Source organism: Calothrix sp. UHCC 0171 (assembly GCF_034931845.1).
Classification (GTDB): domain Bacteria; phylum Cyanobacteriota; class Cyanobacteriia; order Cyanobacteriales; family Nostocaceae; genus Brunnivagina.
Window position 1 is genome coordinate 22,800 of record NZ_JAYGHN010000045.1, and the last position, 12,583, is coordinate 35,382.

A 12,583-nucleotide genomic window follows, 5' to 3' on the forward strand; every position below is an offset into this window, starting at 1 on the left:
TACCCTGTCCCCTTGAAAGAAACAGAGCTACAAAAAATTTCAATTCTGACTATATTACAGCAAAAAAGGGCTATGTGGTGAAAGCCTAGTTGCTTAAAGCTTTCAAGGGTGACAGGGAACTAAACAAATAAACCAACGAGGTAAATTCCCATGTCTAATAATACAAATAATAGTACACCTTCTGCTGTAAAAGCGCAACATACTGTAGAAACCAAACGGTCTGGTTTTGATATTCGCGATTATATTGGGCGTGTAGATGGGCTTTTAGAAGAAACTGGCGAACGTGACAAGTATTATTGCCCGGTTTGTGACTCGCATAATTTAGGTATTGACCCTAATACTGGTAAATTTAGCTGCTTTGATAACGGGTGTGACACCAAAGAGATAACCATTGCAGTATTGAAAGCGGCTGGGGAATATCGCGGTAACGGGCAAGGTAAAGGTCATAATTACACTGCTACAAGACAGACTAAAAAGCAACCAAAGCAACCAGTTGCGCCCGTACAGTTGCCAGAGGGTGATTATAAGTTACTGAAGTTGCAGGGTGGTGTAGATATACCAAAAGCTGTAACCACACGTATAGATTGTATTCCTAGTGGTATTCTCGGCGATTTTCTGAAATTGAAAAAAGATGAATCAGGACAATCTGAAGATAAATTATTTCAGCAATCTGAACTGATAGAAGTTTTCCAATTAACGGATTATCCCTATTCCAAAACTTTAAAAGTAACGCGATATGAAGTACCAACCCCGCACCGTGTAAAAGGTAAAGTTAAAACGATTCGCCCACTTTACTTAGACTTAACCTGTAATCGCCACAAATGGGCTTTAGGGAAGGGTAAAGAGCAATGGCAAGCATATCGAATTGATGAGTGTATTGAAGCTGCAAAACAAGTCACAGAAGGTATTACAGTAATTTTGTTGCAAGAAGGTGAAGGATGCGTGGATATTGCGCGATCGCTTGGCATAGCTTCATTCACTTTTCAGGGTGGTAGTTGGGGTGACAAGGACACACAGGTTACATTCCAACGGTTAAAGGATGAAGTGGGTGAGAAATTTGTTGTTGCATTCCTTCATGACCCTGATGATGCAGGTAAAAAGAAGTTAGAAAAGATTGAAAAAACTTGTAACTCATTACAGATAGCTGTTTTACCAATTAGCCCTGATAATTTTGGTGTAACTATCCCTAAAAATGGGGACATCAAAGAACTGGTAGCAGCAATGGGTAATGAAAAGTTTATCGAACGTTTAGAGCAAGAAATACACGCAGCAGTGGAGCGTAAGAACATGGAATGGAAGGATTATGTGTCTCAGGTAATGGATAGGAAATCTGAGTCTACTAGTGATTCTGGGTCTAATAGCATTCGCCAACAAAGGATACGAGCAAAAGCAGACAAGGTAAATCTGTCACCACGCGAACTGTTAGCCAGTAAACATGCAATATTCAATGGTCAACTCAGATTCAATGAAATGACGCTGGAAGTTGAGTATTTGGGTGAGAACGTAGATTTAGACCACGCGGAACAATGGTTAGCTGATGTATTGGATGCTGAGTGGGGTAGCAAAACAGCAAGTGAAATTGCATATCTAGCTAAAAAGCAAAAATATCATCCTGTAAAAGAATATTTAGAACAGGTGTATCGCAAGCATAGCGACATTGATGTATCTATACTGGATGACCTAGCAAACCGTTATTTTGGTACAAATGAACCACTATATAATGTTTATCTCAAGAAGACGCTTGTAGCAGCAGTTAAACGTGTATACGAACCAGGTTGTCAGCATGATACAGCTTGTGTTTTGCAGGGTGGACAAGGTATCGGAAAGTCTAGATTCTGGCAGAAATTAGCCAAACATTCACACTGGTACGATGATTCAGTGGTTACAGGAGGCACAGACAAGGATGACAAACTTAAACTGAGGTCTTCTTGGATTATTGATTTGAGTGAGATTGAGGGTGTTTTTCGCAAAAACGATATTACAAGTCTACGTAACTTAATAACAAGTCCGTCAGACAAAATAAGACCACCCTATGGACGCAAGATAACTGATTTCCCGCGTACATCTATTTTTGTAGGCACGGTCAATCCATCGCAATTTTTAAATGACCCTGAGGGTAACAGACGATTCTGGGTTATTCCGGTAGAAAGGGATTATATCCCGATTGAAACCTTAGAGCATGAGGTCGATAAGCTTTGGGCTGCTGCTGTGGCTGTGTATCGCAAAGGTGAAAAGTACAATACCAGGCTAAATTCACAAGAGAAGCTAGCACAGAAGCAACTGAATGCAAATCACACAACAGAGGATGCTTGGACAGTAGTGGTTGAAATGTTTTTGAATACACTAAATCCAGCAAAAACCACTGTGCCAGAAATATTAGTAAAACTCGGCATAGAAGTTCGCAATCAGGGTGCTAAAGAACGTAGCAGAGTAAGAAATATCCTTAGTCAACTGGGGTGGAAAGAAACTAAAAATGCAGTCAGTTACAAAGGAAGCAGACAAAGAATATGGTACAAACCAGACCAAACAGACTTGTGTGTCAGTCAAAATCAAGCTGTGTCAGCCCCAAACCCTTATATAGCAACAACTTTACCCGTAACTGATGAAAAAACGAGTGACACAGACAATTTAGCTTTGTGTCGGGATTGTGTCGGGATTGTGTCGGACTCTAATCCATATACAGCAAGCGATTCACCCTCTCTGACACAACTGACACAATCAAAAACAATAAACAATAAAATAGATAACTACGCCCAGCACCCACAGTTAAATATTGGAAGTAAAGAAAGTGACATAAACTGTACTGAATTACCACTTGTGCATGATGTAAAAACAGAAAATAACATTAATACAAAAAATGATTGTGTTGATTGTGTCACTACCCCTCCAAATGATACTCAAACCCTTGCCAGTAAAGAGTTACAGCCTGACACAATCCCGACACAATCCCCGACACAATCCCCGACACAAACCCCGTCTAATCGTAAATTAATGTCCGAACCAGATTTATACGCCATCCCAGTTAATACCAATGTACTAATAAGAGATGAGAAAAGTAAGGATTGGTTGGAAGGCACAGTAAAGGGTCATGAAACAACTGTTGATGGTCAGTTTTCCTACTTGATGGTCGAAGTGCAAGGGAAAATCTATAAAGCATTCAGTCCAGAACAAATCCAAGTAATTTTGGATGATGCTTTTGACGGCATGGAATATATAGGTCGTCAATTTGGATGCGAACCAAACACTAATCACAATCACGAGTGCAGCAACAATAACGAAATCGTTTCTGACTGCGAGAATGATGACCTTGATGAAGATTGGCTAGGTGATGACATTGATGAAGATTGGCTAGGTGATGACGAAAGCGACTTTTAAGTAACCAGTAGCAACAATAGACACATCAAATCAAGCCTAATGTACATACCAGACTAGTTTTAGAAATTAATCTGGTATGTACTTATCAACTACTTTGTCAGCAGTTAGGGTTGTAGCACATTATCGCCAAATATAAAAAATTTGTTGGTAACGCCTATAACCCTTACACTGTAACAGTTCTAGCAACCACTTTTTTATCATCAACCTGTTAGAACAAAAATACTAACCAAAACAGCATTAAAACTAGCCTGGTTAGTACATCTGCATTATTCAATTATCACGTAAATGTAGATATTCTCGTTAAACCTTGTCAAACTAGGCTGCAATCAAGTGTGGTGTATGTTCAGCTTGCGCGATCGCATCTAACCTTCATCATCTGTAACCATTAAAAGTATTGGTGTGGTGTACCCCACAGTTAACAGAAAAACAGTAAACATTTTGCTGCATAACGTTTGAACTGGGTTAGGTTTGTGTGTTTTCAGTTTGCGCGATCGCGTCTTGTTCTGATATCCATTTAATTGCCAGCATCCTCAAAACATGACTCATTCCTCCTTTGTCAGCACATAAGGCTTTAAGCTGTTGATGCTCATCTGGGCTGACGTAAACCTTTATTAGAGTTGCACCCTCATCACGCTGCTTTAATACCGATACTTCCAATGATTCACATATACCTGAGTTACTCGTATCTGTGAGTGCTTCATTTTGTGCAGAGGGTACAGTCCTACTGATTATGTTTTGGTTTGTGTTGCCTGTGTCTGCTTTTTTACTGATAAATAACCTTGGGACAGTAAGTAATCACGCAAAATCCCTACAATTAATGCACTTACAGACTGTTCCCTATCTTTAGCACATAACTCTAGTATGTCTTTCAACTCGTCACTAGCTTGAAACGTAATTCTATTTTTATTAGTAGCCATATCACTTAAAAATACTTACAACCTTAATACTAAAGGTCTTTCAGCACTTTTACTACATTATCAATAATTTTACTCTGACAAATGTATAAAAAGTGAGTAAAAAACGTTGACACTTTTGCATAACTCAAGCTATATTCGGTTTGTAAGCAGATTGAATACAGATTGTCTACAAAATGTTAACAAACTGCTTACACAATAAAGCTTGATTTAATCTCATCCTGCGAGTGAGAAACATACCTACCCAATCCGTGAAAACCAATCCGAGGGCACGTTTGACGGGAGTTCGTGAAAGTCGAACAAGGCATTTTTCTAGTCAATTGTGGCTAACTACAGTTATGCATTTTGCATTCAAGTTGAATTCATTTTGCATACCTGTACTAGCTAAAAATTTCTAGGTAACTAAAATGCTTCAAACGCTTACAAATTCATGCATTAGACCAGTTGTAGCTTGTGATGCTGGAAATAGATACGTCAAGTGGGTAAATCCCTCAAAGCAAGTTAAATCAATACTTTCGTGTGTTGCGGAGTTAGATAAATATGACTCTTACGACATGAATGCAAATTGCCCGCATACTGTCTACATCGAAACTGACAACGGTAAACGCTATCTAATCGGTAAAGATGCCAGTCAATTTGGTGGTCGAATGGTCTTTGATGGGGATAAATGTGAACTAGCTGAAATCCTTGTCCTAGCTGCATTGCAGCCATTACCTGGTGAGACAAACTTAGTCATTAATGATTTACGTTTATGTCTGCCTGATAGTCGTATTGATGCATCCAGGGAAGCTTTGCAAAGACTCATAGGTCAACGGGTATTCACTCGAAACAATCTACTGATTCATGCAGATGTTAAAGCAGTTCGCGCTATTGATGAAACTGTAGGAAGTTTTCGCAAGGCTAAGTCAGAAGGATTATTTGGTTATTCGGGTGCTTTGAACGGCATTATCTCACTTGGTGGTAAGGATGGTATTGCAAGGCTTTACACAACAGAGGGTCAAATTAACCGCAGTGCTGACGTAAAGATAAGCGGTACTTTGGCACTAATTACCCACATAAACAAGGCTTTAGCAGTCGAAACTGGTCGAACAGTACAACCGCACGTAGTTATGGATGCCATTGAACGCGGAGATTACACCATTCCCGGTACTGGCTTTAATTTCTCAAAAATATTCTTTGATTGTCGTGAAAAATGGTGGTCAGAAATTCGCTCCGCAGTGGGTAAACAGTGGCAACCTTTTGCAGATGAAATTGGTGAAATTTTAGTTGTTGGTGGTTCTGCTCATATTGTTGCCAAGCATCTACCCAACGACCGTTACAAAGTTCCAACGCAACCCCAGTTTTTTGATTTACTCGGATTAATTTAAGGAGTTTTAAAGTGGCATCAACCAACAGCAAAAAGATAGAACGCTTATCAGTAATGGTTCCTAGAGATTGTAAGTCTGATATCGACTACATAATGTCAGCAACGGGTATTAAATCCAATGGTGAGTTATTTAAATTGATGCTCACCCGTTATCGCGAAGACTTTATCCTTGCTTACAATCAGTTTTTTACTCCAACAACCTCACAAGAACAACCCGCAGACACACCAACACCATTACCTAGCAACAATCAACCTGCATCTAAACCACTAACAAGCGCAATGGATTTCTAATGAATAAACCAAATTTGGAAGGATTAAGACGAATGTTTGTAGCTAACCGTAGACCACATAAAGAGAGTGTGACTAACCACGAAAGCAGCCAAACGACACAAGCCTTATTAGGTAACGCTTACCATGCCATACACCAAATACATTCTCTGAAACCAGATGAGTGGGATTTATTGAATCAGGAAGTCATTTTATGGGGCGATCGCGGTGATTTACTTGATGCACTAAAAATCATTCAATACGCAATCGATATTACTGGACTGGATACTGACAACTGATTAGTGTGGTGTACCCCACAGTCAAATGTGTGAAAGCTAGTGCTAGTAAAGTTCTTGAGTACAAATACATACCAGGCTAGTTTTAGAAATTAGTTTCGTGTGGTGTACCCCACAGTTAACAGCTAGTCAGATTATCAAAGTATTCAAGGTGTAGAGGAACAAAATGAGTGATTTAGACCTAATTCAACACTTATCGGTAATTAATCAGCATTTACAAGTGTTGCAATCAGCTAGACCTACTGACAAAAAGCTTTTTGAGACACAGCAACTACTACGGAATTACGTCCAAAACTTACTAAGCAGAGGTGAAAAATGCAGCAATTAGACCCTGTTTACGATGCCAGTCAGTTATCAAAGCTCAAAATTTACCAGTACAAAGGTGTGCTATACCGATATCTCTGCAAAGACCCATACGCTCGAAACACTCACCCACAATGGATATTTGAGCCATTAGCCGGACAACGTAGCAAGGTAAATATCAAGTTAAACAGTAATAAAATTCGCTCTGGTTCTATTGCTGAATGTACTGGGATGCTTGCTACGGCTAAATCACAGGTTACTCAATCAGGAATTCAACAAACTTTATTTTAATGCGATCGCACAAACCGACCAAAGTTAAACGCGATCGCACTGGGTGCAATCTCCACCACGGAAAACTACACTACACAAGGATTATAAGTCATGTCTAAGCCCATAGGATTTTACGGCTGCAATTACGACCATAAGCTAATTCGAGATATTGCAGAAACATACGGCGATTACTTACAGCACATGAGGTTGACTGATAAATACTGGCTGCAATGTCACATTTCTGAAGCGATTCGATTGGAAATTTGGGAAGTTGAGGAAACACAAGCAGCAGAGGAAGCGGGAAACAGTCTGCATGAAATGAACCAATCACAACTGCAAGCGCTATCACTCGCATTAATCAACAAATCGCATGGAAAGCCTATTACTTACTGGGGTTGTGACCACTTGAACCCAATCATTAACGGACTAATTCAAGTCTACGGGCAATACTTTGAAGCGATGAGCAATGAAGATTGTTACTGGCTATTGATGCGAATAGGACATTATTTGTGGCTTAACCATTCAGACCTACCACCAACTGAAGAAGCACAAGAAGTTTACACACGCATCACTGAATTAGAGCTACCTTTTCCGCAATGGGATGCCTTGCTAACCGCGATTATTAATTCGTAAATAAAATGACAAGCAGAACTGACAAATACATCGCTCCGTTCTGTGTTGCTGGTGTGGGGTTGCTTTGTTTAGCTTCTCCACTTTTTCTTAATCTAGGTTCCCAAATGCCTGATTACCTAGCGTCTCAGCAATTAGCCAGTCAACAGGAACAACAGCGTAAAGAATTAATTGAACGAAAAAAGACAAGCGATCGCATAAAACAAACTGGACTATCAATCACAGGTAGCACCCACACTTTGACCGATTACCTGGATTCACCCGACAAACTGCCAAATATCCCTAAAACAGTTCTAAATAGATACGCCACTACTCAAGCTTGGGTATTTGATGCCAGTGACCAGTGCATAGGTCGAATCGTTAAAGGTAACTTCATTTCAAAACACAATTCACCCTCAACATGTAAGGATATTCCAAATGGCACTAAATAAGCCGCATTCAGGCGTTCCACAATCCATCCCCACTGATAGAGGTTCAATTCCCCAAAAACAAAGCCCAGATTTCATGCAAACTGCTGTTAGCTGGTGTTTTAAAGTAATCACGTTTCCATTGTGGATAGTAACTGCAATATTTCATCAAATGCTTACACCGGGTGCATCTGGCGCTACTTTCTTGGGTAAAGTAATCTTCATTTTCTTGGTTGTACTTAGCGCGGATAGTTACTGGCAAGTGTTATTTCAAAATCTCAGCTTGTTCCCGTGGTACGAAACGCAATGGACAGGTTGGGGATGGTTGCCAGCACTAAAGTTATTCCCTGTTGGTTTTAGTTTGGGGTTATTAGGCAATCCAATCTTTTACATTTGCGTCACGATTAGCTTTGTAATTCAAATGTTTCAAAGTGCTTTCGTTACGGGTGAAAAGTTCATCACAGGCAACCCAAAACTGTTAGGACTAATTGCAGTAGCACTGTACAGCTTCGACATTATTATGACTTTCTCTAGCCGCAATCCTTGGCGATACAGTGACCCTGGACAAGTCTTACAGTGCATCCTGTTTAACTTATTCACTATTAGTTGTGCTGAGTTGGGTAGATGGGGTGAAAAGGTGTTAGCGGGTAAAAAGTAACCAATAAAACTGCGGTGTACACTACACGAAATCAATTATAAAAACTAGCCTGGTATGTATTTATGCTTACCAATAACAAGTTTGACTGTGGTGTACCCCACACTTTCGCACACTAACTATAAACGGCTACAAGTCTTACTGTGTAAAGGTTACAGCTACTTTACTGCAAAATTAAGCAACTAAAAAAAATAGCGATTGCGGTTAAAAGCCCAGGTGAGGTGCAATTCCTCGCGATCGCCTGTCAAATTTATAAGTAATTCAATTATGCAAAATAATAAACCAGTTCGTCTGGAAACACCACAAACAGCTTATTTAATCAGCCAGTTCCCAGAGGTCGAATACTTGGAAGCCGGACACATTGCTGAGTGGTTAAGCACAAGAAAAGACCAATTATTAATACTTGCCAAGGAAGAACGAATCGGTTCAAGTCTTGCGAAAACAATCAGTATTGCCACTGCTGCAATTGGAGCGGTTTGTTATGCTACCAGTCCATTAGCACCATTAGGGGCTGTTCTAGGGGTTGCGGGTTATGTCTGGGCACAAATTACGGATAGCTCAAATACACACACTTTTAACCCAATCCCTTTTATTCGTGGCGGTGCATTAGATGTGATTGGTAGTTTGGGTCACTCAGAAGCTAGGAAAGAGTTTATTGCAGGTTATGACGAGTTTGACCAACTAAAAGACTACCTAGCACCTGTAGAGCGCCACGAATACCAAATGTTGCGCGGACACATGGCATTAGTAACTGAGTACCTTAGCCAAATTGACTCAGGAAAAAGATTCTACGCTTACAGATGGATTTGTGACCAATTTATTTTGATGCGCGGGTCATTTCCATCTATCCAGCAAGTAACCAGCCACACAAATACAATGCAGTTTACCAGTCCGTTAGTTGATTGCGATCGCATTAAATCTATTCAACAGTCATCTCACAAGCCCGAATCTAGACCATTAATCCAAGATGCACCACCAGCAAGAATACAGGATGCACCATTACCAGTTATTCAAGATTCCCCAATATCAAAAACACAACCAAGCGAAGTAATGAAAACTGAAGTAGTTAGTTTTGGAACATCTACACCAAATTTAATTGAGTCTATTACCAAAAAACTCACGAATACTTTGATAATTGGTGTTCCTAGTGTAGGTAAGGGTGTTTTTGTGTCGAATGCTCTGGAGTCATTAAAAGGTAGAAATGTCACTGTTTTTTATCTTGACCCTAAAGATGACCAAAAAGAAAATGGTTATTTTGAAGGGAGAGTGCACAAACTTTATCGATCGCGTGTCGAAATCGCGGAACCAGAAGAAACGTATCAATGGGTAAAGGATTGTTTGGCGGAATACGACGCTTTTGACGCTGGAACTGGGATTAAGTTACTTGTTTTTGATGAATTAGCAGCAGTCAATTCTATGTTGAGCAATGTTAAAGGTGCTGTTAACTGGCTTAAATCCAAGATGGTCAGCTATGCGAGTTCAGGCAGCAGTAGAGGTATTGTCATTTGGGGTATCAGTCAGAATGCACACGTTTCTGGAATTGGATTCGATGGCGGTACTAGGTCAATATTTACCCCAATTATTCTAATTAGTGGAGACAATATTACCGCGTCAGAACAGATTTTAAATGCTCAAATTATTCCCAGTGATAAAAGGCTTAATTCTTCCCAGATAACCGCTCTATGCAACAAATCAGAGGTAAATAGGGCTGTATTTCATGGTGCTTTAAATAGTTGGTTCCCACTGCCAGAGTTAGAAAATTATTCAGGATTCAATAGGGATAAGCGCGAGTTTATTGGTGGTGTAAATCCTGTGGTTAGCAATTTGGAAAGGATGCTTAGTGCGAGTGACCAGCAAACACGATTACAGGAAAAATATCCAACAGACACAGACTGCAAACTAATTGATTGCATTTCCGATAAATTAGAATCTAGCGAATCAACTTGTAGCTACGGTGCAATTAAAGAGTACATCAAAAGGAAGCTAGGAAGCTATGAAAGAAAAGAGGCTATTATGCAAGCTTTGAATTATCTTGAGGAACAAGGAATAGTTAAGGGTAATGAAGAGGATGGATGGATTTTAATTAATAATTAATACCCGTTCGTGCTAGCGTGCCGTGCTAGAGAAATAAGCGTGCCAGACAGGTGTGCCAACGGTAGCACTATGGTTTCAGGCGTGCCAGCACGTGCCAGCACACTCACAGCACACATCCAGCACACTCACAGCACACATCTAGCACACACTCAGCACGCTCTACAAATCTGTAATTACTATTAGGAGAAAATGAAATGCAATTCCCAGTTTATGATTGTGCAGTAGTCGTATACCGCAATGAAGACAGCTTCAAATTAAAGAAACATGATAAAAGATACTTTGCTGCATTTGGGAGAATACCTTGTATAGGTGAACGTGTCGCTTATTCAGCGTTGAATGTAGATTCTGTATCGGGGTTAGTAGTTGATGTGATGCACTACCAATTTACAGATATAAATCTAAATACAGACACATCACTTAAGGCAGAAATATCAATTATCACTAGTGACACATAACTTATAAGAGAAAACCACTTAGGCTTAATTGCTTAGGTGGTTTTTAGCTTTATAATGGTATTAGTAATAAATACTTATTAATATGAATAACCAAAATAACGAATATAGCTGTAATGGATTTATAGCCATTGATGAAAAGGATGATTTATTGCATGTTTTTACTAAGGGCAAAGAAAAAGACAGATTGTTTATCGCTGAGGAAGTGAAAAAAATTTTACCTGTACTAGCAGAACATCATCCAAATGAGATATTTTTCGGATTCAATGCGAACTTACAGCGCAACCCGTTAAAAATCACAGAATTATCGATAAGACCAGCTTCACCACAGCTATTCACTAAAATTTCTTAGTTGAACATCAGTAAGTATAAATGAACTACTCAGGCTTAAAATGCTTGGGTAGTTTTTTATGTCAATCTGCATTAACCTGATAATCTTCATTTAACTGGCTTTGCAGTGTTCTTAGCTCACTAATGGCGCTTAACTGTTTGTCGCTAGGAATAAATTTTAAGAATACCGTGCTGACTTTTGTAACAATCTCACTGATATCAGCTTCAGTAATCATCATCTCCTTTCTAAGCGCTATCTGCTGCCTTAATATTCTCTCAGCGTGTCTACGTTCATTGTCTAGGTATCTTGCTCGCTGGTTTAATAAATCCATTACAACCCGATACCTATTTACTTCTTCTTGCAACAGGTACTCTTTTTTCATCACATTATGGAGTTCGGCAGTGATGACAGCTAAGTATTCTTTACTTTCCTCAGTGACACACGGGATAGCTTGGCTCAAAGCTTCTAAATATACTTTCTGTTGTTCCGAATTATTGAATGAAAAGTCCATAAAAAAGCTATTAAGGAGTGATACATATTTACTATATTTTATCGCTGAAATGACAAAAGTAAGAAATGAGTAAGAAATGAAAGTATCTCAAAACGTCTAATAACGTATTATCAATACTTTTAAGAGCCTATGCTGGGCAGGACATTTGCTCAACCTTACCTAATTGACCTATTAGACCAGAATTTTCTTACTTTGCAATGAACTTTCTTAACTAAAATACTTAGGTCAAAGAACTTGACAGACATAAGTAGTACAAATTTACGGGTATTGCAATAATTATAGCCAAACAGTAAACAGAGAAAAATTTTGTTGGGGGTATATAAAAAGTCGTGATATAATGTTATGCTCTTAAAAGTGAAGCGCTAAATGAAGCGTGGAGAGAATAGAGAAATAAGGAGAGGTGGCAGAGTGGTTGAATGCGGCGCACTCGAAATGCGTTTTAGGGCAACCTAACGGGGGTTCGAATCCCCCCTTCTCCGTTTATTACTATTTGACCGAAAATAATGGCATACAAGCCCCGTCCTTCTATGACGGCTTTATGGTAAAACTTAGGTATAGTCGCCATAGGGCATTGGGAGACTTTAAACGGACACAGAGAGAAGGTAAGACTGGTTCTCCAGCACATCTCAGTGAAGTGTCAAGAATCACCAAGGCTTCAGCCCGGTGAGTATGTCAATAAGTGATTGAATATTACTAAAGCCTCTAACAAGAA

15 protein-coding genes and 1 tRNA gene are annotated in these 12,583 nt (G+C 39.5%); 13 read left to right on the forward strand and 3 right to left on the reverse strand.

Translation table 11 applies throughout. From position 1 onward, the window contains the following. The first annotated feature begins 150 nt into the window (after positions 1–150). Positions 151–3,375 carry a virulence-associated E family protein gene (locus tag VB733_RS23555; protein WP_323342488.1) on the forward strand — a complete coding sequence of 1,075 codons (3,225 nt, stop codon included), beginning with the start codon at positions 151–153 and terminating at the stop codon, positions 3,373–3,375. A gap of 462 nt (positions 3,376–3,837) precedes the next feature. Here VB733_RS23555 and VB733_RS23560 read toward each other — a convergent pair whose 3' ends face one another. Together VB733_RS23560 and VB733_RS23565 are read right to left on the reverse strand one after the other, a co-directional pair. After that, entirely contained in the window at positions 3,838–4,032 is a 195-nt protein-coding gene (locus VB733_RS23560; protein WP_323342489.1) for a hypothetical protein, read from the reverse strand. 71 nt (positions 4,033–4,103) lie between these two features. After that, on the reverse strand, positions 4,104–4,292 hold the full coding sequence (locus tag VB733_RS23565) for a ribbon-helix-helix domain-containing protein (RefSeq protein WP_323342490.1): 189 nt from the start codon (positions 4,290–4,292) through the stop codon (positions 4,104–4,106). A 404-nt stretch (positions 4,293–4,696) separates the two neighbouring features. Between VB733_RS23565 and VB733_RS23570 the strand changes: the two genes are divergently transcribed. The 11 genes from VB733_RS23570 to VB733_RS23620 all read left to right on the forward strand — a co-directional run bounded on the left by VB733_RS23570 (position 4,697) and on the right by VB733_RS23620 (position 11,381). Then, positions 4,697–5,656 (forward strand): ParM/StbA family protein, encoded by a 960-nt coding sequence (locus VB733_RS23570; protein WP_323342491.1) that lies wholly within the window; start codon positions 4,697–4,699, stop codon positions 5,654–5,656. Between the two features lie 11 nt (positions 5,657–5,667). Continuing rightward, positions 5,668–5,946, forward strand: coding sequence for a hypothetical protein (locus VB733_RS23575; protein WP_323342492.1), 279 nt, complete (start codon positions 5,668–5,670; stop codon positions 5,944–5,946). Beyond that, on the forward strand, positions 5,946–6,221 hold the full coding sequence (locus tag VB733_RS23580; RefSeq protein ID WP_323342493.1) for a hypothetical protein: 276 nt from the start codon (positions 5,946–5,948) through the stop codon (positions 6,219–6,221). Before VB733_RS23575 ends, VB733_RS23580 begins: the two co-directional genes overlap by 1 nt. Before the next feature lie 163 nt (positions 6,222–6,384). Continuing rightward, positions 6,385–6,546 (forward strand): hypothetical protein, encoded by a 162-nt coding sequence (locus VB733_RS23585; RefSeq protein WP_323342494.1) that lies wholly within the window; start codon positions 6,385–6,387, stop codon positions 6,544–6,546. Beyond that, complete coding sequence (locus tag VB733_RS23590; RefSeq protein ID WP_323342495.1) at positions 6,534–6,812, forward strand: hypothetical protein; 279 nt, start codon at positions 6,534–6,536, stop codon at positions 6,810–6,812. Before VB733_RS23585 ends, VB733_RS23590 begins: the two co-directional genes overlap by 13 nt. Positions 6,813–6,902: 90 nt before the next feature. Continuing rightward, on the forward strand, positions 6,903–7,424 hold the full coding sequence (locus VB733_RS23595) for a hypothetical protein (RefSeq protein ID WP_323342496.1): 522 nt from the start codon (positions 6,903–6,905) through the stop codon (positions 7,422–7,424). Positions 7,425–7,429: 5 nt separating this feature from the next. Continuing rightward, positions 7,430–7,852: a hypothetical protein gene (locus VB733_RS23600; RefSeq protein WP_323342497.1), complete on the forward strand. Its 423-nt coding sequence runs from the start codon at positions 7,430–7,432 to the stop codon at positions 7,850–7,852. Continuing rightward, positions 7,839–8,486 (forward strand): hypothetical protein, encoded by a 648-nt coding sequence (locus tag VB733_RS23605; protein WP_323342498.1) that lies wholly within the window; start codon positions 7,839–7,841, stop codon positions 8,484–8,486. The genes VB733_RS23600 and VB733_RS23605 overlap by 14 nt, the downstream gene beginning before the upstream one ends. 264 nt (positions 8,487–8,750) lie before the next feature. After that, positions 8,751–10,577, forward strand: coding sequence for a hypothetical protein (locus VB733_RS23610; protein ID WP_323342499.1), 1,827 nt, complete (start codon positions 8,751–8,753; stop codon positions 10,575–10,577). Positions 10,578–10,771: 194 nt separating this feature from the next. Continuing rightward, positions 10,772–11,032, forward strand: a complete 261-nt coding sequence (locus VB733_RS23615; protein ID WP_323342500.1) for a hypothetical protein — start codon at positions 10,772–10,774, stop codon at positions 11,030–11,032. Positions 11,033–11,114: 82 nt separating this feature from the next. Beyond that, positions 11,115–11,381 (forward strand): hypothetical protein, encoded by a 267-nt coding sequence (locus VB733_RS23620; protein WP_323342501.1) that lies wholly within the window; start codon positions 11,115–11,117, stop codon positions 11,379–11,381. A 61-nt stretch (positions 11,382–11,442) separates the two neighbouring features. Here VB733_RS23620 and VB733_RS23625 read toward each other — a convergent pair whose 3' ends face one another. Continuing rightward, on the reverse strand, positions 11,443–11,871 hold the full coding sequence (locus VB733_RS23625) for a hypothetical protein (RefSeq protein WP_323342502.1): 429 nt from the start codon (positions 11,869–11,871) through the stop codon (positions 11,443–11,445). Positions 11,872–12,265: 394 nt separating this feature from the next. Here VB733_RS23625 and VB733_RS23630 point away from each other — a divergent pair. Beyond that, positions 12,266–12,350: transfer RNA gene (locus VB733_RS23630), tRNA-Ser, on the forward strand. The last annotated feature ends 233 nt before the right edge of the window (positions 12,351–12,583 follow it).

What these genes read in the sequence shown, in the direction of transcription:
- VB733_RS23570 (WP_323342491.1), top strand. Translation starts at nt 4,697, where the DNA reads ATGCTTCAAACGCTTACAAATTCATGCATTAGACCAGTTGTAGCTTGT.
- VB733_RS23600 (WP_323342497.1), top strand. Translation starts at nt 7,430, where the DNA reads ATGACAAGCAGAACTGACAAATACATCGCTCCGTTCTGTGTTGCTGGT.
- VB733_RS23590 (WP_323342495.1), top strand. Translation starts at nt 6,534, where the DNA reads ATGCAGCAATTAGACCCTGTTTACGATGCCAGTCAGTTATCAAAGCTC.
- VB733_RS23580 (WP_323342493.1), top strand. Translation starts at nt 5,946, where the DNA reads ATGAATAAACCAAATTTGGAAGGATTAAGACGAATGTTTGTAGCTAAC.
- VB733_RS23610 (WP_323342499.1), top strand. Translation starts at nt 8,751, where the DNA reads ATGCAAAATAATAAACCAGTTCGTCTGGAAACACCACAAACAGCTTAT.
- VB733_RS23615 (WP_323342500.1), top strand. Translation starts at nt 10,772, where the DNA reads ATGCAATTCCCAGTTTATGATTGTGCAGTAGTCGTATACCGCAATGAA.
- VB733_RS23585 (WP_323342494.1), top strand. Translation starts at nt 6,385, where the DNA reads ATGAGTGATTTAGACCTAATTCAACACTTATCGGTAATTAATCAGCAT.
- VB733_RS23605 (WP_323342498.1), top strand. Translation starts at nt 7,839, where the DNA reads ATGGCACTAAATAAGCCGCATTCAGGCGTTCCACAATCCATCCCCACT.
- VB733_RS23595 (WP_323342496.1), top strand. Translation starts at nt 6,903, where the DNA reads ATGTCTAAGCCCATAGGATTTTACGGCTGCAATTACGACCATAAGCTA.
- VB733_RS23625 (WP_323342502.1), bottom strand. Translation starts at nt 11,871, where the DNA reads ATGGACTTTTCATTCAATAATTCGGAACAACAGAAAGTATATTTAGAA.
- VB733_RS23565 (WP_323342490.1), bottom strand. Translation starts at nt 4,292, where the DNA reads ATGGCTACTAATAAAAATAGAATTACGTTTCAAGCTAGTGACGAGTTG.
- VB733_RS23620 (WP_323342501.1), top strand. Translation starts at nt 11,115, where the DNA reads ATGAATAACCAAAATAACGAATATAGCTGTAATGGATTTATAGCCATT.
- VB733_RS23555 (WP_323342488.1), top strand. Translation starts at nt 151, where the DNA reads ATGTCTAATAATACAAATAATAGTACACCTTCTGCTGTAAAAGCGCAA.